The 24434-nt window shown below is 56.7% G+C and carries 24 protein-coding genes; 6 read left to right on the forward strand and 18 right to left on the reverse strand.

Going from position 1 to position 24434, the window contains the following annotated elements; translation table 11 throughout:
- Positions 1 to 68 precede the first annotated feature (68 nt).
- Positions 69 to 878, forward strand: coding sequence for a 2,5-didehydrogluconate reductase DkgB (dkgB, locus tag CFT65_RS15845; RefSeq protein WP_088829026.1), 810 nt, complete (start codon positions 69 to 71; stop codon positions 876 to 878).
- On the opposite strand, the gene CFT65_RS15850 is transcribed toward dkgB, so the two are convergent.
- From CFT65_RS15850 to CFT65_RS15860, 3 genes are all read right to left on the reverse strand, one after another.
- Complete coding sequence (locus tag CFT65_RS15850; RefSeq protein WP_141103821.1) at positions 847 to 1524, reverse strand: hypothetical protein; 678 nt, start codon at positions 1522 to 1524, stop codon at positions 847 to 849. The genes dkgB and CFT65_RS15850 overlap by 32 nt on opposite strands.
- Positions 1521 to 2459 carry an aldo/keto reductase gene (locus CFT65_RS15855; protein WP_088829028.1) on the reverse strand — a complete coding sequence of 313 codons (939 nt, stop codon included), beginning with the start codon at positions 2457 to 2459 and terminating at the stop codon, positions 1521 to 1523. Before CFT65_RS15855 ends, CFT65_RS15850 begins: the two co-directional genes overlap by 4 nt.
- A 193-nt stretch (positions 2460 to 2652) precedes the next feature.
- Positions 2653 to 3423 carry a glutathione S-transferase N-terminal domain-containing protein gene (locus tag CFT65_RS15860; RefSeq protein ID WP_088829029.1) on the reverse strand — a complete coding sequence of 257 codons (771 nt, stop codon included), beginning with the start codon at positions 3421 to 3423 and terminating at the stop codon, positions 2653 to 2655.
- A 308-nt stretch (positions 3424 to 3731) separates the two neighbouring features.
- Here CFT65_RS15860 and dacB point away from each other — a divergent pair, with 308 nt between their 5' ends.
- Positions 3732 to 5261, forward strand: coding sequence for a D-alanyl-D-alanine carboxypeptidase/D-alanyl-D-alanine-endopeptidase (dacB, locus tag CFT65_RS15865; RefSeq protein WP_088829030.1), 1530 nt, complete (start codon positions 3732 to 3734; stop codon positions 5259 to 5261).
- A 46-nt stretch (positions 5262 to 5307) separates the two neighbouring features.
- On the opposite strand, the gene CFT65_RS15870 is transcribed toward dacB, so the two are convergent.
- On the reverse strand, positions 5308 to 6804 hold the full coding sequence (locus CFT65_RS15870) for a DUF4397 domain-containing protein (RefSeq protein ID WP_088829031.1): 1497 nt from the start codon (positions 6802 to 6804) through the stop codon (positions 5308 to 5310).
- 95 nt (positions 6805 to 6899) lie between these two features.
- Positions 6900 to 7139, reverse strand: coding sequence for a DUF2798 domain-containing protein (locus CFT65_RS15875; protein ID WP_088829032.1), 240 nt, complete (start codon positions 7137 to 7139; stop codon positions 6900 to 6902).
- A 144-nt stretch (positions 7140 to 7283) separates the two neighbouring features.
- Here CFT65_RS15875 and CFT65_RS15880 point away from each other — a divergent pair, with 144 nt between their 5' ends.
- The gene (locus CFT65_RS15880; protein WP_088829033.1) at positions 7284 to 8162 is read left to right on the forward strand and encodes a DUF6279 family lipoprotein; all 879 of its coding nucleotides are present in this window, start codon (positions 7284 to 7286) and stop codon (positions 8160 to 8162) included.
- A gap of 61 nt (positions 8163 to 8223) precedes the next feature.
- On the opposite strand, the gene CFT65_RS15885 is transcribed toward CFT65_RS15880, so the two are convergent.
- The 5 genes from CFT65_RS15885 to CFT65_RS15905 all read right to left on the reverse strand — a co-directional run bounded on the left by CFT65_RS15885 (position 8224) and on the right by CFT65_RS15905 (position 13035).
- On the reverse strand, positions 8224 to 8994 hold the full coding sequence (locus CFT65_RS15885; RefSeq protein ID WP_014576314.1) for an SDR family oxidoreductase: 771 nt from the start codon (positions 8992 to 8994) through the stop codon (positions 8224 to 8226).
- Positions 8995 to 9011: 17 nt separating this feature from the next.
- Positions 9012 to 9701 carry a histidine phosphatase family protein gene (locus tag CFT65_RS15890; protein ID WP_088829034.1) on the reverse strand — a complete coding sequence of 230 codons (690 nt, stop codon included), beginning with the start codon at positions 9699 to 9701 and terminating at the stop codon, positions 9012 to 9014.
- On the reverse strand, positions 9701 to 10765 hold the full coding sequence (locus CFT65_RS15895) for a phosphotransferase family protein (protein ID WP_088829035.1): 1065 nt from the start codon (positions 10763 to 10765) through the stop codon (positions 9701 to 9703). Before CFT65_RS15895 ends, CFT65_RS15890 begins: the two co-directional genes overlap by 1 nt.
- A gap of 51 nt (positions 10766 to 10816) precedes the next feature.
- Positions 10817 to 11635 carry an SDR family oxidoreductase gene (locus tag CFT65_RS15900; protein ID WP_088829036.1) on the reverse strand — a complete coding sequence of 273 codons (819 nt, stop codon included), beginning with the start codon at positions 11633 to 11635 and terminating at the stop codon, positions 10817 to 10819.
- Between the two features lie 188 nt (positions 11636 to 11823).
- Positions 11824 to 13035: an acyl-CoA dehydrogenase family protein gene (locus CFT65_RS15905; RefSeq protein ID WP_088829037.1), complete on the reverse strand. Its 1212-nt coding sequence runs from the start codon at positions 13033 to 13035 to the stop codon at positions 11824 to 11826.
- Between the two features lie 154 nt (positions 13036 to 13189).
- Here CFT65_RS15905 and CFT65_RS15910 point away from each other — a divergent pair, with 154 nt between their 5' ends.
- Entirely contained in the window at positions 13190 to 14083 is an 894-nt protein-coding gene (locus CFT65_RS15910; RefSeq protein ID WP_088829038.1) for a LysR family transcriptional regulator, read from the forward strand.
- A 3-nt stretch (positions 14084 to 14086) separates the two neighbouring features.
- On the opposite strand, the gene CFT65_RS15915 is transcribed toward CFT65_RS15910, so the two are convergent.
- Both CFT65_RS15915 and CFT65_RS15920 read right to left on the reverse strand, forming a co-directional pair.
- The gene (locus CFT65_RS15915; RefSeq protein ID WP_228705871.1) at positions 14087 to 14443 is read right to left on the reverse strand and encodes a hypothetical protein; all 357 of its coding nucleotides are present in this window, start codon (positions 14441 to 14443) and stop codon (positions 14087 to 14089) included.
- A 29-nt stretch (positions 14444 to 14472) separates the two neighbouring features.
- Positions 14473 to 15243 (reverse strand): EAL domain-containing protein, encoded by a 771-nt coding sequence (locus CFT65_RS15920; protein ID WP_172408503.1) that lies wholly within the window; start codon positions 15241 to 15243, stop codon positions 14473 to 14475.
- 192 nt (positions 15244 to 15435) lie between these two features.
- Here CFT65_RS15920 and CFT65_RS15925 point away from each other — a divergent pair, with 192 nt between their 5' ends.
- The gene (locus tag CFT65_RS15925; protein WP_088829040.1) at positions 15436 to 16590 is read left to right on the forward strand and encodes an isocitrate/isopropylmalate dehydrogenase family protein; all 1155 of its coding nucleotides are present in this window, start codon (positions 15436 to 15438) and stop codon (positions 16588 to 16590) included.
- Positions 16591 to 16597: 7 nt separating this feature from the next.
- Here CFT65_RS15925 and CFT65_RS15930 read toward each other — a convergent pair whose 3' ends face one another.
- The 3 genes from CFT65_RS15930 to CFT65_RS15940 are packed head-to-tail and all read right to left on the reverse strand — an operon-like array spanning position 16598 to position 18590.
- The gene (locus CFT65_RS15930) at positions 16598 to 17170 is read right to left on the reverse strand and encodes a DUF1439 domain-containing protein (RefSeq protein WP_088829041.1); all 573 of its coding nucleotides are present in this window, start codon (positions 17168 to 17170) and stop codon (positions 16598 to 16600) included.
- Positions 17163 to 17354, reverse strand: coding sequence for a CPXCG motif-containing cysteine-rich protein (locus tag CFT65_RS15935; protein WP_088829042.1), 192 nt, complete (start codon positions 17352 to 17354; stop codon positions 17163 to 17165). The genes CFT65_RS15930 and CFT65_RS15935 overlap by 8 nt, the downstream gene beginning before the upstream one ends.
- 9 nt (positions 17355 to 17363) lie before the next feature.
- Positions 17364 to 18590 carry a pyridoxal phosphate-dependent aminotransferase gene (locus CFT65_RS15940; protein ID WP_088829043.1) on the reverse strand — a complete coding sequence of 409 codons (1227 nt, stop codon included), beginning with the start codon at positions 18588 to 18590 and terminating at the stop codon, positions 17364 to 17366.
- Between the two features lie 239 nt (positions 18591 to 18829).
- Between CFT65_RS15940 and CFT65_RS15945 the strand changes: the two genes are divergently transcribed.
- Positions 18830 to 19813 (forward strand): D-2-hydroxyacid dehydrogenase, encoded by a 984-nt coding sequence (locus CFT65_RS15945; RefSeq protein WP_172408504.1) that lies wholly within the window; start codon positions 18830 to 18832, stop codon positions 19811 to 19813.
- A 74-nt stretch (positions 19814 to 19887) separates the two neighbouring features.
- Here the strand turns inward: CFT65_RS15945 and CFT65_RS15950 are convergent, their stop codons facing one another.
- The 3 genes from CFT65_RS15950 to CFT65_RS15960 all read right to left on the reverse strand — a co-directional run bounded on the left by CFT65_RS15950 (position 19888) and on the right by CFT65_RS15960 (position 24388).
- Positions 19888 to 20553: a response regulator transcription factor gene (locus CFT65_RS15950; RefSeq protein WP_088829045.1), complete on the reverse strand. Its 666-nt coding sequence runs from the start codon at positions 20551 to 20553 to the stop codon at positions 19888 to 19890.
- A gap of 44 nt (positions 20554 to 20597) precedes the next feature.
- Positions 20598 to 22547 (reverse strand): acetate--CoA ligase, encoded by a 1950-nt coding sequence (acs, locus tag CFT65_RS15955; protein ID WP_088829046.1) that lies wholly within the window; start codon positions 22545 to 22547, stop codon positions 20598 to 20600.
- Between the two features lie 305 nt (positions 22548 to 22852).
- Complete coding sequence (locus tag CFT65_RS15960) at positions 22853 to 24388, reverse strand: fatty acyl-CoA reductase (protein WP_088829047.1); 1536 nt, start codon at positions 24386 to 24388, stop codon at positions 22853 to 22855.
- Positions 24389 to 24434 lie beyond the last annotated feature (46 nt).

The following is a 24434-nucleotide window of genomic DNA, read 5'->3' on the forward strand; positions in this document are numbered from 1 at the left end:
GGCGGCCACTTGAAGAACCAGTCTGCCGGCACCAGTTTAAGAACACATCACTCGCTTAGGAGGACATTATGTCATTCAGCGCACTTCCGAAGATCGGCATGGGAACTTTCCGGCTCAAGGGCAACGACGCCCGTGATGCCGTCAAGAGCGCCCTGTCCCTGGGCTATCGCCATATCGATACCGCCCAGATGTATGGAAACGAAGCGGAAGTTGGTGATGGCATTACCTCCAGTGGCATTCCGCGTCGGGAAATTTTCCTGACCACCAAAATCTGGCACGACCAGCTGCACGCCAGCGATCTCATCAACAGCCTGCATGACAGTCTCGCGAGGCTGAAAACCGACCATGTGGATCTGGCGCTTATTCACTGGCCATCGCCCGACGACGAAGTGCCCATGAAAGAGTATCTCGGCGCCCTGAGGGATGCCCAGCGCGAAGGTCTGACCGAGCACATCGGCATTTCCAACTTCACCTGCGCCCAGATGGATGAGGCAAAAGAGATTCTGGGTGACACGCCCATTTTCACCAACCAGGTAGAAGTGCACCCGTTCCTCGCCAACCGAAAGGTTGTAGAGCATGCCCAGAAGCTCGGCATTACCGTTACCGGCTACATGCCGCTGGCTGTTGGCAAGGTGATGGCGGACGAGACACTGCAGCACATTGCTGGTGAGAGAAACCTGACCCCGGCGCAGATAGCTATTGCCTGGGTGGCATCGAGAGGCGTTGTGCCGATCCCCTCCTCAACACGCCCCGGCCACCAGAAGGCCAACCTGGAGGCGCTGAAAGTCGAATTGAGCGAGGAAGAGATCCGCGCCATTGATGAGCTGGACCGCAACGAGCGCATCGCTAATCCAGACTTCGCACCCGCCTGGGACTGAGCCAGAACCCGGCTCCAACCAGCAAGAGCGTAGCCACCGGGGTGACAAGCAACAACCAGGTCTGAAGAACCCATAAGATGGCTGCGCTGAACAGACTCCATAACACCAGCAGCGGCAAGTAAAGCCAGCGCCAGGTCCTGGTCATGAGTGCCAAGGCCAGCGCGCCGGCCGCAGCGGTAGTGCCGGGCGCTACGCCGAACAGCGCGACCGCATGCCACTGGCCGGAATTAGCTACCGCCAACCAGGGTAATCCACACACGGCGATCAGCCAGAGTAGGGCAAATTCGCCAACCGAAAGCCTGCTGTAATGAATGCCGCCGGCAAATACGGCAGCTGCAAGCAACAGGCCCTGAGCCACAAAGGCCCAACCAAACCACGCCGCCGGCCAGTTAATGGGGCCGAAATAGCCCACCAGAAATCCGTAACCACTAGAAACCCAGGCAAGCGCCATCAGACCGACTGCCAAACGCCGTGCCGCCTTGTTTTGCCTCAGAACCAGCACCGGTATAAAGATGACAATAATCACCGCCAGCAACTGCCAGGGCCAGAGATCCTGGTTGATCCGAACAAACAGCCGCAGAAAAACCTGCGGCCCGAACATCACGAAATCCTGCAGCGAGTAGCTCAGCCAGTCAGCCCCACTCACAGCGACCTCACGTAATCCGCCATCCGCTGGCGCTGATCGGCATCAGGCAATGTGCCGCGCATCGCCCCCATGTTTTCCTTCATGTGCTCGACCTTGCTGGTCGCCGGGATGGCACAGGTCACCGCCGGGTGGGAAATGATGTACTTGAGAAAGAACTCCGCCCAATTGCTGACGCCGACCTCCCCGGCCCAACCAGGCAGCGGCTCCGACTGAAACCGGCGGAACAGCGAACCACCCTGGAACGGACGATTGACGATTACCCCGATTCCCCGCTCCTCGGCCAGTGGCAGCAACCTATCCTCAACCTCGCGATCCAGAACGTTATAGGTTAGCTGCACAAAATCCAGCGGCTCCCTTTCCATAATCTGAGCGAACTCCCGGTGCCGTCGACCGTGGGAGGTGGTGATGCCGATATACCGAACCTCACCGTTGGCCTTCATCTGCTTCAGGGTTTCAAGATGCCCTTGCCAGCCCAGCAGATTATGAACCTGCAACAAATCGAATTGATCGACACCCCAGCGCGTGCCCGAACGTGCCGCCTCCTGCCGGGTTTCTGATTCATCGCCGGTCCAGATCTTGGTCGCTGCAAAAATCCGATCGTGGGCGTTCAGAGAATCCAGAGCTTCACCCATAACATCTGCGGCACTGCCATACATCGGTGATCCGTCTACAACCGTGCCGCCCAGATCGAAGAAGGTTTTCAGAACCCTGGTGCGCTGCTGAACCAGTTGCGTATCGCCACCGACGTTGAAGGTGATCCAGGTGCCCATGCCGATCGCAGGGATGGCTTCGTCCGTTCCCGGAATTTGTCGGGTTATGGGAGTTGATGAGGACAGGTTGGTGGCATCGCTCGCGAACAATCGCGGTGATGTCAGTGCGAGTCCCAGTGCCCCGGAACCAACAAGAAACTGCCGTCTAGAGTACTCTTTCGCCATGTCTGCGCCCCACTGCGATGAATGTAAGTGCAAATAGCACAAGGTGCCTGAGCGTGGGCGGGTCATCCCTTTGACAGACCGTGGAGGGCCAGGGATGGCCCGACCGAGCCTACATGGAAGTATTTACGGCGTGTCTGGCAAAGGGATGACCCGCCCATGCAGCCACTCCAAAGCTGACAGTCTTCGTCGCAGCTCAGTTCCCGTAGTGAGTGTCGAGATATTTCAGAATCCGGGCAGACTCGAACAGCCCTTCCCCGGTATTGGGGTCTTCAAGGTAGGGCACCTGAACCCGCTTGTGCACCTGGAAAAACGCATCCCGCTTGCCACCAGGAATCGGCGTATAGGGACCCGGCTTGATGCGTTGCTTCGCCGGTCCGATCTCTGTCCAGTGCTCCTTGCCCAGGTTGTGCAAGGTATACGGAATTTCCAGTTCACACAGCCGCTCACGCACCAGACGTGAAAACGGGCTGCCCTCGAAACTCCAGAGGTGCAACGGCTGCTCCGGCAGCTTGCCCTGGCTGACCCTCAGCCCCCGCATGGCGCTGGTTACCGAGGCTACAGAGCCCAGGACCGGCTGCCAGACCCGACCACGATAGTAGGACGGCACCGACCGGCCGGCATATTGCCGGAACAGATACTCGATGATCTCCTCGGATTCGTACATGACCGTGCCCGTGTTCTGGTCCGCCAGCAAGGGGAACTGTTGCCGGCCTCCCAGCGCCTCCGCCTGGGCCCGGAAAACCGACCCGCCTTTCGGACAGGGCCGGATTTCCACATCCAGGTTAAGGGCAGTCAGGGCTTCACGAACGCGACGGCAGTATGGACAGCCCTCCATGTCGTAGAGAACAATCGGCTTTTCCGGCTGGGGAACATTTTTTACCACCAGGCAACCGCGCCAGGCAGTGAGCGAAGATGTGGCGACCGAGCCCAGCACGTGGACGTTGTGAGACAGCATATTCGACATAAACAAACCTTCTGTTGGAGACCACGCTATTATCACGCAATCTGACGATTTTCCATTGGCTCCCGGGATCAGCCCCCAGGATCGTTAAAGTTTGTCCACCTAACCCCATGATTCACAAGGGCGCTTACATGGCGTCACAAAAGTTCAATACAAACAACGACACTACTGCCATTTTTTAACGTCATGTAGAGCTTTTCTGCATAGTACAAACCGCCGGGATGGGCTATTGTAGAAATATAAGAACTCACTGGACGGTGACCATGTTAATCCCGGGTATGCGACGCTCAGGCTCTGTAAGAGCCGAAAAAATGTATCCTCGATTCAGGCGGTCGCTACTGGCATCGCTTGTGGCCCTATCTGTCACGGTCGGCCCATCCGTTGCCGCCGCAGATGGCGAAGGCGCGGGATTTTCCGGCAATCGCCTCTGGTCCAATCAGTTGAAGGATTACGCCGTCCAGTCACTGAATAACCAAGATGCCATGAGCATGGCAGCCATTCCACTGAATGGTCCCGGCATCAATCAGTACATCAATGCCGATGCGCTGATGAGCCCCGGCTCCATCATGAAACTGGTGACAACCTTTGCGGCACTGGAGGTTCTTGGCCCCAATCATCACTGGGATACCGACTTCCTGACCGACGGTGTTATGGCCGGCGACACCCTCAAAGGCAATCTCTATGTCCGCTTTGGCGGCGACCCCAAACTCACCATCGAACGGCTCTGGACCACCCTGGGCGAATTGCGCAGTATGGGGATTACACGAATCGAGGGCGACCTGATTCTTGATGGCACTTACTTTGAAGTCGATGGTGGTTTCCCGGCGTTTGAAGACAACGGCAACAATCCCCACGCTCCCTTTCTGGTGGAACCGTCCGCCTATCTGACCAACCTGAACCTGATGCACTTCCAGGTTCGTGCCGATGAGCGTGGTACCCAGGCCTGGAGCACGCCCTCCCTGGGTGAAGTTGTTATCGACAACCGTGTGGTTGCAACCGCCGAAGGCCCTTGCCCGTCGCGAAGAAACTTCGAATGGGAACCCATTGTTCATGAAGACCAACGTGTGACCGTTCGGGTAACCGGTGAACTTCCCCAGGGCTGCCGAACCACCAGCTACCTGTCGCTGCTGCCCCATGAGCAGTACAGCGCCTCGCTTATTCGTTCCCTGCTGGCTGACCTTGGCGTCGTGGTTTCGGGCGGAGACCTCAATGGTGTTACACCGGAAGACGCACGGCTGGTAATGAAAACCACCTCGCCGGATCTGGTTACCATGGTGAGGGATATCAACAAGTGGAGCAGCAACGTGATGGCGCGCCAACTGCTGCTCACCATTGGTGCCGAGAACCGCCTGGAAGATGAAAACGATGACCGGGTTGCCGGCATTCGGGTGATCTATGACTGGCTCGAAGACAAAGGCATTAACACTGCGGGCATGGTGATCGATAACGGCGCCGGTCTCACCCGACACGGTCGTATTACCGCCCGCCAGGGCGCTCAGATTCTGGAGCATGCCTGGAACAGCGCCTACTCGGCAGACCTGATGGCTTCAATGCCCATTATCGCGATGGACGGAACCATGGCACGCCGCCTACGCAATACCGGCATGGATGGCGAGGGTCGCATCAAGACCGGTTACCTGGAAAACGTGAGGTCGATCGCCGGCTTCACCCGCGATTCGAATAACACCACCTGGGCCGTGGTGGGGATGGTCAATAACGATCCGGCCTGGAATGGCCAGGCCGTACTGGACCGGATTCTGTATTCGCTGCATTTCCGGCCGCCGACCGGGACTGCCATTTCCCACGCGGCTTCCGGCATTTCTGAAACCACCATTCAATAAAAAGCCCCGGCCGTGGCGGGGGCTTTAATAGTCCTTGATTAACCAATCAGGTCGGTGGCATCACGAAATCGTCAAGCACCGTTAGACCAGCGGTATTATCCTCATCCTCAGGCGCAAGCCTCGCTATTGCGGTATAAACACCTCCCGAAGATAGGGAGACGCTGCCGGTTTTCAAAAGCTCATTTCCATCTTGGTCCGTAATGAATACCACATAATCTCCTGCGGCTACCGGAAGGTATCCCGTGTTGGTCTTGAATTCAAAATCGTTCAGGGTCGGCGCATTTACCTCAGCGTTCAACACTGTCGCTCCCGCACCACCTTCAGCCGTCGGTACCAGAAAAACGTCCACGGTTCCCGCCTCGACAGCACCGTGTACGACACGCAGAGAAGCCTGGGTGGCGATGCTGCGGACACTGTCCTCCAGCACCAGAGGCTCAATGGCGTCAAGCAGGTTCACCGCAATGACGGTTTTTGCTGAGGCCTGACCAAATACAACGTCGGCATCAATTACAGCGGAATTCAACGGATTCTCACTGCTTGCCGGGGATACCTTAAGGTTACGGGATCCATCAGCAATAACTGCGTAGTTGTTGGTATCGGCCCCCGGAGCAACATTCGGGAATGCCAGGCTGGGAATCGCAACGGTGTCATCAACCAGAATGGCGACTGGAGGTGCATCCGAAGAGTTATGAACAACTCGTACTCCTGCCTGCTGATTACTATCAAAAAGCTCAACCACCTGACCATCACTGGTCACAGCGATAAGGCTGACAGGACTATTGTTCACTGGCCCCTCACCATCTGGGGTTGTTTCAGGGGTAGTGTTATCAACCGCACCGACCAAGAGATCCGAACCGGCAGCAAGCGGAACCGACCCACTATCGTAGACTACGGTTGGTGTCTCACCAGGAATGGCAACCCGAATCTGATATTCGCCAGCGGGTACCTCGATCGGTCCAACACTTTCCTTAAATGAGAAGCTGAATGACGCCTCGTCCGGGAGAGGATCACCAGCTGCGGTCAAATACACTTCTACCGGTCCATCGACTGCTTGTTGGGCAACAGGGGAGAGATGCGCAACCCGCAAACGGACAGAATCCGCGCTCTCCCGTTCGCCAGTATCATTCAGAATAAGAGGCTCGATATTCGCAAGTTTTCCAACTGCAATCACGTCGTAGCTGGTATCGGAACGAAGGGATACCCCATCAGCGGAAATGACTGTCGCTGTCTGACCGCCCGGCAGCAATCCATCGACAGCAATGTCGGCAAGACCGGCGCTCGGCTTCAGAACTGCTGCCTGCTTGTAATCGGCACCAGGCACGACAACATCGCCGTTCACCCGTACATTCACCGGAGGCGCATCGGAAGATGCATGCAGGACTCGAACACTCGTCGTTATAGGATCATCATCGTCATCAAGCCAACACCCGGAGAGCATTACACTGCCCGCCAAAACCATCGGTAAAGCATATTTTGTATTCATTGTTTCTGTTCCCCACTTGTAGAGATTGTTTACCAGGATTTGAGTGGTTCGAACCTGCACAAATTCAGTCCCTGAATCATGCGTCAATGCATTTACGGGGAGTCAGAAAGAACGGATTTGCATCTTTTTACATTTAAGCTTACGGATGCACGCAATTAGTCAAACTTGCGCATGGTGAACTCGGTCATCTTCCCGGCAAGCGGCGCGATGAAGGTCACCAGAGGGAAAGCGACGGCCCAGGCAACCAGGAAAGCCGGTCCCCACCGGTAATGGAATTCACTGTCGAGGCCAGTGTTGATCAAGGTGATCACTCCGGACATCAGCAGGGACATGATTCCGGACATGTAAAATCCAAAAATTAACTGGCGTAGACGTGAAAGTCTCATTTTGCTCATGACTTCTCCTGAACAATGCTCCAGCGTTCCTGGGAGCAGCATCTGAAAGGCGTGATATGTCGTACACTGGTATTACACAAACGGATAATGGTAGTGAGCTTGCAACCTTTTTTCGATACGGCTTTTTACCAAGACAGGCGAGCCATGGATACTGCTCAAAAGAGGACACCCAGCTTTTTCAAACCCCTTGTTCTCATTCTGGTACTGGCGTTTGGTATGGTTGGCTGCAGTTCAACCAAGCTGGCTTATCGATATGCGGACTGGGGCATCGTGTGGTGGGTGGAGGACTATGTTTCGCTCACCACCGACCAGAAGCAGCAACTCAACAGAGATATTGAGCAACTGCGGCAATGGCATTGCAGCGCCGAACTGCCGCGCTACCAGGCCTGGCTGGACGAGCTCGAATCTGATGTTTCCAGCAACCCGCCCGATCAGGCCACCATCGACTATCATCAACAGCAGCTTTTCAGTTTCTTCCCGAGCCTTCTGGAACGGGCAACGCCAGTCGCGGTGAACCTTCTCTCAAGCCTGAGCGACAAGCAGGTTCAGGAGTTAGCGGACAATATGGTCCAGAGCCAGCAGGAAATGGAAGATGAGTTCCTGGCAGATTCCCCGGAAGCAACAGCCGAAGACCGTGCCGAGCGGACAGCAGAGCGGGTTGAGCGTTGGCTGGGTGAGCTGAACAGTGAGCAGCGTGACATCGTACAGCAATGGTCTGCCAATCGTGGCGCCCAGACTGAAATCTGGCTGCAGGGTCGAAGGAACTGGCAGCTGGCCTTGCTGGAGCTATTGGAAAACAGAAACGCGCCGACGTTCGAGGCGGAGCTGGAATACCTGATACTGAATTCCGACGAGGTGCGGGGTGAGGCCTATAAAGTCATGATGGCAGAAAGTCGCGCTGCCATGTCCTCCCTGATGCACGACTTGATTGTGGCAGGGGACAGGGAAACACTGGCCCAGCTTCAAGATCGGGCGGTGGAGCTGAACAATGACTTTGAGACTCTGACCTGTTCGCCGGCCTGATAGGCTCGGACATATTGAAGGCGGGGTCGGATGAAAGCGTTCATCCGACCCCAATGAATACTCAGACTGTCAGGTAACCACCGTCGGCATTGATGCAGGCGCCCGTGGTATAGCTGGAAGCATCAGAAACCAGATAGAGAACTGTACCGGCCATTTCACCGGGATCCGCCACACGCTTCATGGGGATATGGGCCATAGCCTGCTTCTTGATGGCCTCGTTAGTGGTCAGAGCGCTGGCAAACTTGGTATCGGTCAGCCCCGGCAACAGTGCGTTCACACGGATTTTCTGCTGACCCAGCTCCATCGCAAAGGATTTGGTCATGGAAATCACGGCGGCCTTGGTGACTGAGTAAATGCCCTGGTAATGGCCCGGATTGACACCGTTCACGGAAGCCACGTTCACAATGGAGCCACCACCGGCTTTCTTCATCATCTGGGCGCCGCGGGCGCACATGAAGAAATAGCCCCGGATATTCACATCCACGGTCTTGTTGAACGCGCCCAGGTCGGTGTCTTCCACCGGCCCGAAATAAGGGTTGGCAGCAGCATTGTTCACCAGAATATCCAGCTTGCCGTGTGTCTGGTCAATATGCGCCCAGATGCTCTCAATCTGGTCCATATCACCTATGTGGCAGGCGTAAGCTTCGGCGCTACCGCCGGCATCCCGGATACTGCTGGCAACGGCTTCGCAACCGTCAATCTTGCGGCTGCTGACAATCACGTGGGCGCCATACTCGGCCAGGGTCCGGGCAATGCTCTCGCCGATGCCTCGGCTGGCACCGGTAATCAGGGCAACCTTGCCAGTCAGATCAAACAGGTTCTTGCTGCTCATTCGTTCACCTCAATTCACTATCGGAATGTCACCAGGGCGGGGTCATCCGCTTCCAGGTGGCTATAGTTGTTAAAAACGGCCAGGCTGCGCCGGGGGCCGGAATACAGGACTCGCGATAAACTGGTGTTGGCGATCACCTCATTCAGTCCAAGTGCCCTGGCGTCGTCCAGCCCGAGCAGATACTGGGCAATCACGGAAATCGGTCCACCAGAGGTCGCAACCAGCACGTCGCCGCCATCGGCGTACTCAATCATCTCCTCGAAGGCCGCCAGAACGCGGGCCTTGAAGTCCGGCCAGCTTTCCTCGTACTCATGGTCGTATTCGCCCGAGGCCCAGCGGTGCACCGCGTGCACGAAGGCCTCCTGGAACGCTTTAGCCGGCTTCGGGAATGCCTTGAGATCCCGCGCCATCACGGCACGGTCACTCCACTCGGGGCGGTACCGCGCTACCACTGTCGTATGATCAAACTCGTTGAAGCCGGGAACCACCTGCATATCGGGCAATTTTGTCCCGTACCCGGTGGCGATGGCCTCGACGGTTTCCCGGTGGCGCTCCAGATCGCCCCCGAATATCGCCGCCGGTTCAACTTTGCCTGCCAGCCAGCGACCAAGCACCCTGCCCTGCTCCCAACCGGTTGAAGACAGTTGATCGTAGTTCTCCTTCCCGAAACTGGCCTGGCCGTGGCGCACCAGATAAATCGTTGCCATTACAGGGAGCTCTCCGCAATCAGGCGCTGGCAGCGCTTCTCGAGATAATTGGCGGCATGGCCAAAGGCGGCGAAACGCTTGTCTTTGGTCTGGCCGTGATAGAACCGGTAATAGATCTGCTGGATGATGACCGCCAGCCGGAACAGGCCATAGATCTCATAAAAATCGAAATTGTCGACCTTGAAACCGGACTGCTCCATGTAATACTCCACCACCTCCTGGCGGGTGAGCATGCCCGGACGATGGGTCGGCTGCCGGCGCAGCATCTGGAAAGGGCCTTCATCATCGGCTTCAATCCAGTAAGCCAGACTGTTGCCCAGATCCATCAGCGGATCGCCGATGGTGGCCATTTCCCAGTCCAGCACGCCGATCACTTCGAACGGGTTATCCGGGTTCAGCACCACATTGTCGAAGCGAAAATCGTTGTGGATTACCACCTGGGCAATGTCCTCGGGCATCTTGTCATTGAGCCAGCTCATGACCTGCTCGAAGTCGCCCACGTCATCGGTGCGGGCCTTGCGGAAGCGGGCACTCCAGCCGCCAATTTGGCGCTGAACGTAGCCCTCGCCCTTGCCCAGCTTATCCAGGCCGGCTGCTTTGGCATCCACGCGGTGTAGATCCACCAGCTTGTCGATCACGTTCAGGCAAAGCTTGCGGGTATCGGTTTCACTGAGTTCAAAATCCTTAGGAAAGTCCTGGCGCAGGATGATGCCCTTCAACCGCTCCATAACGTAGAAGTCGCAACCCAGCACGTTATGATCATCGCAGATGGCGATAATGTTGGGCACGTAGGGATAGACCGGCTTGAGCGCCCGCATGACCCTGGCCTCACGCAGCATGTCGTGAGCGGACTTGGCGATCTTGCCGAATGGCGGCCGGCGCAAGACGAAGGACCGGTCACCGTAATCCACCTGGTAGGTCAGGTTTGACGCGCCGCCCGGGTATTGACGAATCTCTGGCTCGCCTTGCAGGTCCGGGATCGCCTGTTTCATGAACCGGTCTACCGCGCCGGTGTCCAGCTCCTCGCCTTCCCGGATGTCCACGGCCTGGTCGATCTGGGTCATTCAGGGCTCTCCTATTGAATCTTCAGTTTAAGACAGTTCGAGACAGCGCCCTCAGGCCTTGCTGCCACCCATCTTGCTCATCCAGCGCTTGCTTTCCTGGTGCATCAGCCAGTCGAACGCCTTGGGTGCATGGCGCTTCAGCATCCACATACGGCGCTCCTTGGCGTGAGGCAATACCCAGAAGCTCTTGTTTTCCACCGACCGGAAAATATCCTCGGCCACATCCTCGGCGGTTACCGTGGAGCGCTTCATCAGCTTGTTCACGTTCTGCTGAATGCCGGGAATATCAGAACGCATGCTGCTGGTCAGATTGGTCTGGAAAAATGCCGGGCATACACAGCTCACATGAATACCGGCATCCCGAAGCTCCTGGCTCAGGGTTTCAGACAGGGCAATCACCCCGGCCTTGGTCACATTGTAGCTATCCATCAATGGCGCCAGCATCAGCCCGGCCATGGAAGCCACATTCACGAATGCCCCGGAGCCCTGCTGTTTGAATTGAGGCGTGAACGCCTTACAGCCGCGAACCACACCCAGCACGTTGATATCGAGAATCCACTCCCAATCCGCCATGGTGGTATCTTCAATCGAACCGGCAGAGGCAACTCCAGCGTTGTTCACCACCACATCAACGCCACCCCATTTCTTCACGAGATCATCGCGGACCTTTTCGAAATCGGTCAGGCGTCGCACATCGCATTCGACGAAATAGCCTTCGGCTCCGGCCGCATTAATCTCTTTCTCGACGCCAACACCCTGCTCCGGGTTAATGTCGCCGATGCAAACTTTGGCGCCTTCTTTGGCATAACGCAGTGCTATGGCGCGGCCAAGTCCGCTTGCGCCTCCGGTTATGAACACTCTCCGAGTCATCAATGCTTCCCCGCTGTTGTCTCGCTCAAAACTGAAGCCAACTCCGAGGTACCCCGGAGTCGGCGGAAGGGTGTTTCTGAAACTGTGCGGAGCCAGGGATGGCGGAGCCCAAGCGTCACATGGATGTGCCGTAAGGAGCGTGTTTTAGAAACACCCTTCCGCCGAATCCAGCCTCCTGATTCAAATTCTCAACTTTTATATTTACGCAACTCCAGACGGGCCACCATAGCCCGATGCACTTCATCCGGACCATCCGCAAGGCGCAGAACACGAGCATAGGCAAACAGCTGCGTCAGCGGGAAATCGTCGTCGCTGACACCTGCGCCGCCATGAATCTGGATGGCCTGATCCACAATAGTCTGCAGCATCGACGGAATCACCGCCTTGATCATAGAGACTTCCTGAAGTGCGCCCATGATGCCCTTGGTATCGAGTGCCCAGGCACATTTCAGCGTCAGCAGGCGTGCCTGCTCAATAGCCATGCGGGCATTGGCAATAATATCCGGGTTGCCGCCCAGCTTGGCAATCGGGCGCCCGAAGGCCTCCCGGCTATTGGCCCGCTTGATAAGAATTTCCAGTGTACGCTCCGCCGCACCGATGGCCCGCATACAATGGTGTACGCGACCTGGCCCCAAACGGCCCTGGGCAATCTCGAACCCACGGCCCGGGCCGGCGATGAATGCGCTCTTGGGCAACCGGACGTTGTCGAACAGCACTTCGCCATGGCCATAAGGCTCATCGTATTCACCGAATACCGGCAGCATGCGCTCGATCTTGACGCCCGGCGTGTCCAGCGGTACCAGCACCATGGAATGTCGGCGATGCTTATGGGCGTCCGGATCAGTAAGCCCCATGAAGATGGCAACCTTGCAATCCGGGTGTCCGATGCCTGTGCTCCACCACTTGCGACCGTTCAGAACCACTTCGTCGCCTTCGACAACAGCAGTCGCCTCCATATTGGTGGCATCGGAAGAGGCAACCGCCGGCTCGGTCATACAGAAGGCGGAGCGGATCTCGCCGCTAAGCAGCCGCGGCAGCCACTCGGCTTTCTGTTCCTCAGAGCCGTAGTGAATCAGGACTTCCATATTGCCGGTGTCTGGCGCGTTGCAGTTGAAGATCTCCGGCGCGATGAAGCTGCGTCCGGTTTCCTCTGCAATCAGGGCGTAATCGGAGTTCAGCAGGCCACAACCGTATTTTTCGTCCGGGAAGAACATGTTCCAGAGGCCCTGGGCTTTAGCTTTTTCCTTGAGCTCCCGGATGATTGGCAGCACAACCCAGCGGTCATCCCGGGAGGCAAGTTCCTTGTGGTACTGCTCTTCAATGGGAAAGATCTCATCCTTCATGAACTGCTTCACGCGGTTGAGATAATCCTGGCCTTGCTCGGAAATATTGAAATCCATCGCCGTATCCTCGCTGACTTTTGCACGTTGGCGTACACGGAATAATCACGTTGAGACCAGTCTAGGGATGACTTAACTATTACGCGACTGAATTATTCTTATCGTTTATTATCAACCAAACTTATTCCAAATTTCTAAAGAATGGACCCCGCTCATGGCCCTCAACCGCCTGGACCTGAACCTTTTGCACGTGTTTGACACCATCTACCGGGAAGGAAGCCTGACCCGTGCGGCCAGGGCGCTGCACCTGACACAGCCTGCGGTGAGCCACTCGCTGTCCAGGCTCCGGGACCATTTTGATGACCCACTCTTTACCCGCCAGGGCAATCAGATGGTGCCAACCCCATTGGCCCGACGCTTCCTCGAGTCCATGCGACCGGGCCTTACCCAGATTCAGGGTGCGGTTAACCAGTTTCACGCCTTTGATCCGGCCACCCAGCGCAAAACCTATTCGCTTGGGTTGCGGGACATACTCGAATCCACCTTCCTTCCCCGCCTGATGGCGCGTCTGGACGCCTACCCGGAACTGGAAATCGTCAGTCAGCGGATTGCGCGGCGTGATATGGAGACGCAACTGGCGGCCGGCAAACTGGATTTTGCCGTGGATGTACTGTTGCCCGTGAGTAACCAGACATCCCACGAACTCCTGAGGCGCGACCGCCTGGTGGTTCTGGCCCGGGAGGGGCACGCGCTGGCAAAAGAGTCGCTGGATATGGAAGGGTACCTGTCCGCAAAACACGTACTGGTATCCTCGCGTACCGAAGGACCCGGGATCGAGGACTTTGAGCTATCGCGGCTGGGGGTACAACGGAGTATCCGCTTGAGGTGTCAGCACTATTATGCCGCCTGCAGAGTGGTGGAAGATACCGATCTGCTGCTGACCATGCCGGAAGCTTACGCCAGGATTATCGCCGAGCGGGCCAACATCCGGATTATGGATCCGCCGGCGGACCTGCCGTCTATCGACGTGCACCTGTATTGGCACAAGGCTTACGAGCGGGAGCCGGCGCTGATCTGGTTCCGGGAGCAGTTAAAGGCAATCAGTTGAGCCTCAGTATGCGCCAACCACCATCAGGAAACCGAAGAATCCGATAGCCGTAATCCCCAGGGAGGCCACTACGATCCCGAGGCCCCACCAGACGGCGGCGCCATCGGATATCTCCACATCATGGCCCCGGAGGGTTCGGTAAAAAGCCCAGGGGCCGAGGACAAACGCACCGGCCACCGCAAAAACCAGCCCGACGCTGATACCGGCAAAGGTCCATGTCGCCAGAACCATGGCGCGGTCTTTAACCTGGTCGGTGACGCCATGGTGCTCAAGAAATTTCTTGCAGAAAAACCAGATCAAGGCGAAGAGGATGATGACAAAAACCAGTCCGCCGACAATGGTGATCATTCGGTATAGCAAGGTGTTGTTCCTGTCAGTTTAGAGGCCCGTCAGGCCGGAAACTCGGGCTCCGGAAGGCACTCGAACCCCGGCTTGGCAAACAGATAGCCCTGGTAGAGATTGATCCCCTGGGAGCGCAACCAGAAGTATTCTTCCTTGGTTTCGACGCCCTCAGCGATGATCTGGCCACCAAGCTGCGTCATCATGGTAATGATGCCGGCAACAACGGCCTGCTTGTTCGGCTCCCGATCAATATCACGGATCAATGCCATGTCCAGCTTCAACAGATCGGGCGGGCTGGCCATCATGACGTTATACCGCGAGAAACCGGCGCCGAAATCATCAATGGCGGTGCTGAACCCCATCTCCTGATACGCCTCGATAATCGACACGAGGTGGTCGACGGATGTAGAGGTCAGCTGTTCGTCCTCAGTAAGCTCGAAAATGATTTTGCGGGTATCGAAGTTGTAGGTCTTGGCAGCCGCCAGGGTCGTGCGAATACAGTACTCGGCCCTGTACACGGCATTTGGCATAAAGTTAATGCTGAGTAGGGGCTCCATTTTTAGCCTGGCGGCAAGCTTGACCGCCTTGACCCGACAAACCTGATCGAAAGCGTAGCGATTTTGCTCCGTTACCTTCGAGAGGACACTCATCGCCCCCTGACCCTCGGTGCCTCGCACCAGCGCCTCGTAGGCGTAAACAGATTTGTTGAGAACGTCAACAATGGGCTGGAACGCGAAGGTAAAGGAAAAATCCAACCCCTCTCCACATGCACATTGCTCGCAATGGGATTCATCAAACAGTACGGCGGGTTGGTTCACTTCAACTCCTGACTTCATTTCTGGCGGTTTTCTGTGTCAATAAGAGGTATTTTCAGATCACTATAGCCTTGAACCAAACGCTGGTAAAACCACTTTCTGGTTAAAGCGTGTCAAACGGTGGCATCCCCAGCTCACATGACTAAACTGGGGTTTGTCGTTTATACGTGTCTGTCCTCAAAAGGAGTTTCCCGAATGGCCCAATCTACCCGTATCGCAGTAACCCCGGGCGACGGCATAGGCCCTGAAGTGGTGGCCGAAGCTGTGCGCTGTCTGGAGACCCTGCGCGCCAAACACGGCCTGGACCTTGAGTGGACGCGTTTCCCGTGGCCATCCCACGCCTGGCATGAGGAATACGGGGAATCCATGCCTGCGGATGCCCTGGGTCAGTTGCAGAAGTACGATGCCATCCTGTTGGGCGCTCTCGGCGATCCCGGTCCTGTGGACGATCCGGAGCGTTACCTGTTGCCAGACAGTATTTCCCTGGCGCCACTGCTGGACATGCGCAAAGGTTTCGATCAATGGGTCTGCGAGCGCCCGGCCCGGCTTCTGCCCGGTGCCCGCCAATACCTGGCGGATGAACGCGCTAAAGACATCGACATGCTGGTGATTCGTGAAAATTCCGAGGGTGAGTACGTTAGCCAGGGTGGCCGGTTGCGCAAGGGCACGCCAGACGAAGTAGCTACCCAGATGGAAGTGTTCACGCGCAAGGCAACCGACCGGATCATCCGTTACGGGTTTGAACAGGCCCGAAACCGCGCGGCAGACCGGGTCAAAGAGGGTTGCACGCGGACATTCAGAACACTGGATGGCAAAACCTGTGAGAGCCAGGTGTGCCTGGTGACCAAGCGTAATGCCTTGCGCTACTGGGGCGATATGTACACCGAGGCTTTCGACGAAATCAGCAAGGAATACCCGGATGTGGCCACACACCACGAGTTAGTGGACGCGGCCTGCATGAAGTTCGTGCAAAGCCCCTGGGCCTTTGATGTGGTGGTGGCCAGTAACCTGCAGGGCGACATCCTGACGGACTTGGCCGCAGTACTGTCAGGCGGCATGGGCGTTGCGCCTTCCTGCAATCTGAACCCGACCGATCCGGATATGCCTTCCATGTTCGAACCTACCCACGGCAGCGCTCCGGATATTGCCGGCCAGGGCCTGGCCGATCCCACCGCCATGATCTTTACCACTGCCCGCATGCTTGAATGGCTGGGACGCAAAGATCCTGCCATTGCAGCGGCTGGCAAGGAACTGTTCGATGCAGTGGCTGCAGATCTTGCCGAAAACGCAGGGAGTCGACGAGGCACCCACGAAATTGGCTCTGCGATCTGCGAGAGGCTGTCTCAGTAAATCAGGATTACTGGTCGGCCATGACAAACTCAAGCCGGCCAGGGGCCACTCGCACATCCACAGGCATCATACCGAACATACGCTGGGCGAAATCGGTTTCGTCCAGCCGGTACACCGGCATGGTCTCCAGCATCTGGGCAACGAGCCGCATTACCGTATCGGTTACGGGCTTCAAATCCCCCTTGAAGAACGGGGAGTCGATACTGCTCTCCAGAAGCTGTAATCGCCGGATGAAGATGGCTTTCTCGGAACTGTCGTAAACCGGGGCTCCCTCAACCTTCAAGGCAATATCCACCGGAAGCTTCGCCATCAACGCATTCAGGGCAACCTGCCCCCTTACGTCGATCACTGCCACGTCCCGGCCATCTGGCCCCAGGGTAATGTCCGCGTCGTCCAGGCTCAGGCTCAGCGGCGAACCGCTGCTCAACTGGTTGCGATCGAATTCGCTCACCACATCCTGAAGATGCCTTTCCAGCTCACCTTCGGAAATCGAATAGGGCGACAGACTGGCACAGCCGCTGGCGAGCAACAGCATCAGGACCAGAAGCGCCCGAGAGATATACAGCGGCGTTCTATTCATTTTCAGCCCGGGCCTCGACATGAGGCGTCAGAGTGTCGTCAAAAACCACGTGTATCAAAATGGGTCTGCAGCAGACCTGGCAATCCTCGACATACTCCTGGTCCGGTACCGACGGGTCGACGCTGATATCCAGCGTCTCCCAGCAGTACGGGCACTGAATCAATACCGATTCCAGGGCTGACATGGCATCACCTCAGAACTGTTGCTTGGCCATCCATGGGATGACGCGATCAAACGCCTCTTCCAGTTTCTCGCAAGTTGTGGAGAAGCTGATCCTTACAGCGTTGGTACACCCTTCACCAAAGGCATCGCCAGGCACCATACAAACACCGGTTTCCTTCAGCATCCGCAGGGCCAGATCCGAGCCATCGACATGGGGCGGAAGGTCGGGGAACGCAAAAAAGGCACCACCAGGCTTGTAGCCCGTCATGTAGGGGGTCTGGTCAACCAGCTCGACGACCTTGTCCCGCCGTTCACGATAGATATCAACCATATCGCGAACGCACTGCTGGTCACCTGTCAGCGCGGCCACACCGGCAAACTGGGACGGCGTATTGGCCACGGAGGTGGTGAACATGTGGAAGCGACGCAGAGATTTGATGGCCGCCTGGCTGGCAATCACCCAGCCAACCCGCAGACCCGCCATGCTGTAGGTTTTTGAAAAACTGCTGATGCACATGATGTTGTCCAGATCCATCGAGCAGTTCAGCACGCTGGCGAAGTCTTCGTCATCAAAGATCAGGTGGTCGTAGACTTCATCGGCATACACCTGAATTCCCCGATAGGCGCATTCCTCCAGAATGGTTTCCACGGTGCTACGCGGGTAAACCGCCCCGGTCGGGTTGTTGGGATTGTTCAGGATCAGCGCATAAGTCCTGGGCCCCATGGCCTTGATGACCTCATCCGGATCCAGCTGGTGGTTATTCTCTGCCCGGGTCTGCACAAACTTTACCTCACCACCGTTCATACGAATCAGGGGCGCATAAAGCAAAAACGACGGGTCCGTCACGATAAACTGCCGCCCGGGCGCAGAGGTGGCGGAAATAGCCAGGTACATGGCCTCTGTGGCGCCGCTGGTAATCAGGATATTGTCCCGCGTCAGCTTACGGTTGTAACGCTTGCCGTAGTAATCGCGCAGAGCCACCAGCAGCTCCGGCAGGCCGGCATCCATGGTATAGCCGGTCTGTCCCGCATTGAGCGCATCGATATAGGCATCGATCACGTGCTTGGGAGTCGGCAGATCCGGCTGACCGATGGAAAGATGAATGACATCCTTCATTGTGGCCGCCATATTCACCATGCGCCGGATGCCCGGCACCGGGATAGCCTGCATGGCAGGGTTCCAACTGGCCTTCGTTTTCCGGTACTTCACTCTACGCGGTTTGGCCTGGCCAGTTTCTTTGTTGGCGGCTTCTGCCATAAACACCTCCTGCAGACGGGGCAAATAAGATTCACCCCTGCAGGTTAGTCAGTATGGGTGCCCTCTACAAGACAAAAACTCATATAGATGATGTACGTGAAAGTACCGCCATCAACGCTGTGAGTGGAAATTCTGGTGCCCCGCAAGTTGACCCGACAGAGCCTGCCGACCAGACTGTTATTTCCCCTCGGGGCAAAGACCAGTTCAACGAAGTCATTCATCAAAAAGGCGGAGGCTCAATGACTCAGCACAGCAAACCTGTTGTTACCGTTCTCACCGCGCCGGGAGAGCAGGAACCGCCGGGAATGGACGCAGTAAGGGCCCGCGCCGATGTGCGCTTTGCCTGTGACGAGCCAACCCTTCGCGACACCCTGCCGGGCACCGATATCATGATGGTGACGGACTTTCGCACAGAGGCCCTCGCGGCCGCCTGGCACACGGCAGACAAGCTGAAATGGATTCACGCTACCAGTGCTGGCGTGGATGCGCTGATGTTCCCCGATCTGATCAAAGGTGATGTCACCGTGACCAATGCCCGAGGCATTTTCGACCGCACCATTGCCGAGTATGTGCTCTGCACCATCCTGATGTTCGCCAAGGACTTCCCGACCTCCATCCGGCTGCAAATGAAGCACCAGTGGAAACACCGGGATACAGAGAGGGCTGAGGGCAAGCAGGTTCTGGTGGTCGGCGCCGGCTCCATTGGCCGGCAAATTGGCCGCCTGGCCGGCGCTGCCGGATTAAAGGCACACGGCATTGCCCGAAAGCCGAGAAAGGATGACCCGGATTTCGTGGCGGTACACGGCAATGACGATCTCTACGAGCAGCTCAGCCACGCGGACTTCGTGGTGATTGCCGCTCCCTTGACGCCCCAGACCGAAGGTCTGTTTGACGAGAAAGCCTTCAAGGCCATGAAAAAGTCCGCCCGCCTGATCAACATTGGGCGTGGCCCGATCGTCAAAACCGATGACCTGGTGACGGCCCTCAACAATGGCGATATTGCCGGCGCCGGACTGGATGTCTTCGAAGAAGAGCCTTTGGCAGAAGATCACCCGCTCTGGGACATGGAGAACGTCACTATGACCGCCCACATGGCCGGTGACTTCATAGGCTGGAAACGAGCACTGACCGACCAGTTCCTGGAGAATTTCGACCGCTGGCACAAGGGTGAGGAACTGTTCAACCTGGTGGACAAGGAACTGGGATACGCCGGCAGCAAATAACCGACTTTATCGCTCAGTCAAAACAAACGGGAGCCCGAAGGCTCCCGTTGTGTTTCTCAATTCGTAAAACCAAATCAGCTACCAGACAACGACTGATCCGAAGGATCGATCTCCATCTGCTGGATCGCGATTACCGCCTGGGTGCGGTTCCGCACACCAAGCTTCCGGAAAACCGCCGTAATATGTGCCTTGATGGTGGCTTCCGACACATCCAGATCATAGGCGATCTGCTTGTTCAGAAGCCCCTCGGCCAACATACCCAGCACCCGAAACTGTTGCGGAGTCAGCGACGCGAGCTTCTCGGAAAAGTCCGTGGCATCCGAATGCATCTGCTCGATCTTGTCTGCCACACCAGCCGGCAACCAGACATCCCCTTCCAGGACAGCCTGAATCGCCTCGGTGATGGTGGGCAGCGGCGCCGATTTCGGAATGAAGCCGGAAGCACCGTAGTCAATCGAGCGACGCATGACCTGCAATTCCTCGGATCCTGACACAACCACCACCGGCAGCCCCGGGTACTGCCCGCGCATGAACACGAGCCCGGAGAAGCCGTGAGCTCCCGGCATATTGAGATCCAGCAGAACCAGATCCGCATCCGGGTGTGACTCTACCGCCGCCTGCAGTGCCTTGATGCTGTCGACTTCCACCGTCTCGGCATCGGGCACCGCCTGACTGACCGCCTGCTTCAGTGCTGCGCGAAACAGCGGGTGATCATCAGCGACGATAATTGTTTGTGCCATTCAACAGATTCCTTACAGGTACATGGCCTGGTAACACACAGGCGTTACTGGTTCGCACGACCGCTGATCAGGTCATCGACTACACCCGGATCCGCCAGCGTAGAGGTATCACCCAACTGGTCGTGCTCGTTAGCGGCAATCTTACGCAAAATACGCCGCATAATCTTGCCAGAACGCGTTTTGGGCAGTCCAGGGGCCCACTGGATCACATCAGGAGAGGCAATAGGGCCAATTTCCTTGCGCACCCACTGGACAAGCTCTTTCTTCAGATCGTCAGAAGGTTCCTGTCCGTGTACCAGCGTTACGTAGACATAGATGCCCTGACCCTTGATGTCGTGCGGATAGCCAACAACTGCAGCTTCTGCGACCTTCTCATGGGAGACAAGCGCGCTTTCCACTTCGGCGGTACCCAGACGGTGGCCTGACACGTTCAACACATCGTCGACACGACCTGTGATCCAGTAATACCCGTCTTCATCGCGACGGGCACCGTCACCGGTAAAGTACATGCCCTTGTAAGTGCTGAAATAGGTCTGCACGAAGCGCTCATGATCGCCGTAGATAGTGCGCATCTGACCCGGCCAGCTGTCCAGAATGACCAGGTTACCCTCGGTTTTGCCTTCGAGGATATTGCCATCATTATCCACCAGTGCCGGCTGGACACCGAAGAAAGGAACGGTGGCGGAACCCGGCTTCAGATCAATAGCGCCAGGCAGCGGAGAAATCAGGATGCCCCCGGTCTCGGTCTGCCACCAGGTGTCGACAATCGGGCACTTGCTGTTACCGATGACACGGTGGTACCACTCCCAGGCTTCCGGGTTGATCGGTTCGCCCACGGAACCCAGCAATTTCAGGCTTTCGCGGGTGGTGCCGTTCATGCAGGACTCGCCTTCAGCCATCAGGGCGCGAATCGCGGTCGGAGCCGTGTACAGGATATTCACCTTGTGCTTGTCGACCACCTGACCCATGCGCGAGCTGTCCGGGTAGTTTGGCACGCCCTCGAACAGAACGGTGATGGCACCATTAGCGAGCGGGCCATACAGGATATAACTGTGTCCAGTGACCCAACCGAAGTCAGCAGTACACCAGTAGACATCACCATCGTGATAATCAAAGACGTACTCGTGGGTCATGGACGTGTAGACCATGTATCCGCCGGTGGTGTGCAGAACACCCTTCGGCGCACCAGTCGAGCCGGAGGTGTAAAGCATGAACAGCGGGTCTTCGGCGTTCATGGGTTCTGGCGGGCAGTCCGCCGATGCGGACTTCATCAGATCCTCATAACGCGCGTCACGGGCATCATTCCAGGGCACTTCGGAATTGCCGGTACGGGTCACAACCACCACTTTCTCGACATTGGCGGCGTCTTCGTTCTTGAGGGCCGCATCCACGTTCTTTTTCAACGGAATCTTGCGGCCGCCACGAACACCTTCATCCGCGGTCACCACAAAGCGGGATTTGCCGTTCACGATCCGCGCGCCCAGGGCTTCCGGAGAGAAACCACCGAAAACGACAGAGTGAATCGCGCCGATACGAGCGCATGCCAGCATAGCGACCGCTGTCTCGACGATCATCGGCATGTAGATAGTGACAACATCACCCTTTTTCACGCCCATACCTTTCAGGACGTTGGCGAACTTGCTGGTTTCCTCGTGCAGTTCGCGATAGGTCACGTTACGTGAATCGGCAGGATCATCACCTTCAAAAATGATCGCCGTCTGGTCGCCACGCTTTTCCAGGTGACGGTCCAGGCAGTTGGCAGAGGCGTTCAACTGACCATCTTCGAACCACTTGATGGAGAGGTTGTTGTAATCGTAGCTCGTGTTTTTCACCTTGGTGTAGGGCTTGATCCAGTCAAGGCGTTTGCCGTGCTCACCCCAGAAGGTATCCGGGTCTTCAACTGACTGACGATACATTTTTTCATACTGTTCCCGGTTCAGAAGGGCCTGTTTGGCCACTTCCGGGCTTACCGGATATACCTGTTTATCAGTCATTGTGCTCCCCCTTTAGTCAGAGTCTGTTGTCATTGTCGGTTTTGGAATTCAGACGTTCAGGCCTCTCCGGCCCTGTAGACGGATAGTGGTAGTTCACCATGCTAGCCACTACACAATGAATTAGACTAACGTCCTAATCCGCCTGAACTTTTAGCCCAAAAAGGTCGATAACCCGCAAGAAAACAACGGTAAATTGCGCCGAACGAGAAGCTTTCTAAAGGATAGTTCTATTGGAGCCGATGGCAAACCCGGAAGGAAAACGGTCGGACAGAAAAAAGCCCGGTCTTCTCGACCGGGCTCTGGATTCATGCTGCCTTTTTTCGAGCCTTGGCTGAGCGCAGGCTGTACACCTTGCGCTCCTTGAGGGCGTAGCGGTTGAGCCCTGCGAGGTGGATCTTGCGCAGGTAAACCGACCAGTCAATCTGGCGTGCGTCCACCGGAAACAGCACCTTGTCCAGCTCGCCCATCCTCGATGCCAGGGCCAGCAGATCATCATTCCGGAAGATGTAGTCCGGCGCGGTGTAGAAACCGAAGATGGTGGCCAGCGAGCGGGTCGTGTCAAGATTCCGGAGCACTTTCAACTCGCGATTCTGGCCCAGCATGCGCAAAACCTTCCCGGTAATGCTCAGTGGAGCGCGCACCCCGCCGACAACGGCATCGAACAACCGGCGGTTAACCGCAATAAAGGGTTTGGTCGGCTGCCGGTAGAATAGCTGATCGTACTCTGCGAAGTTGGCTTTGGATTCCGCCATCAGGTGATCAATGAACTGTCCCAGGGAAACGGGGTTGGAGCTGCCACTGCAGCACTGATAAATCCGGTGACGGGGAGCATCAGCAACGGCTTCGGCAGCCGCCAGAATGATGGCGTTGGCCACCAGATCCACGGGGATAACATCGATAACGCCAGCGCGTTTCCCCGGGAATAGCGTAACCTTCTCACGGGCGTAGGCAAGGATTATGGCATCTGCCACCTTTACGCCCTCAATCCAGCCCGGTGCGGGCTCCTCGAGTGCACTTTCAATAATCGATGGGCGCACGATCGTCAGTGCGCGTCCTGACAGGGCCTTGAGCAGAAGTTGCTCACCCAGCCACTTGGTAAAGGTATAGGTATCGCTCCAGCCGTAGTGATTGGCTTCACGGATGCCCAAGTCCACCAGCTTCTTTTCCAGCATTTTTCCCGAGTAGCGAGAGCGTACGTCCGCAATCTTGTCCTCCAGCAACCGAATCAGCTCCTCAATCTCGTAATAGCCTTCCGTACTGCGGGGAATGGATTCACCCGCCGGCTTGACCACGGTCTCTGTGATCTGGCCGGAATTCATACCATTTACATAACAGGTGGAAACCTGAAGGACCGCCAGGGCTTTGTTCTGTCGGACGAGTTGGGCGACGTTTTCGAGGCACCGGGTGTTGATGGCAAGCGCTTTGTCGAGTTCTTCACGGAAGTTCACGCTGGCTGCGGAGTTGATGATCACATCAATGCCACCGGCAAGCTTGCGAAAACGGTCACCGGGAAGGCCAAACAATGGCTCGGTCACTTCCCCGGTAACGCAGTGCACACGTTCTTCAATGAAGGTTTCGAAAGCCTCGTTGTCATCCTGACGCAGCCGATCAAAGACAGACGAGGTAGCGATCTCCTCAAAAAAGCGCTCCCGGGCATCGGGATGGCGTTTGTTTCCACGAATCAGCAGATGAATGCCGCCGATGTCAGGGACGGCGCGAATAAGCTTTTCCAGCACCACCTTGCCAAGAAAACCTGTGGTGCCGGTAATCAGAACGTGCTTGCCCCGGAGCCGCTCAAGTACTTTTGATGACGCTTCGGGATTCAGCTGCTGTGTTGCCATGGGAGAACTCCTTCTCATTTCAATTCGTTGTCGACGCACACCTGCC

Origin of the sequence: Marinobacter sp. es.048 (assembly GCF_900188435.1) — a bacterium.
In the GTDB taxonomy this organism is placed as follows: Bacteria; Pseudomonadota; Gammaproteobacteria; order Pseudomonadales; family Oleiphilaceae; genus Marinobacter.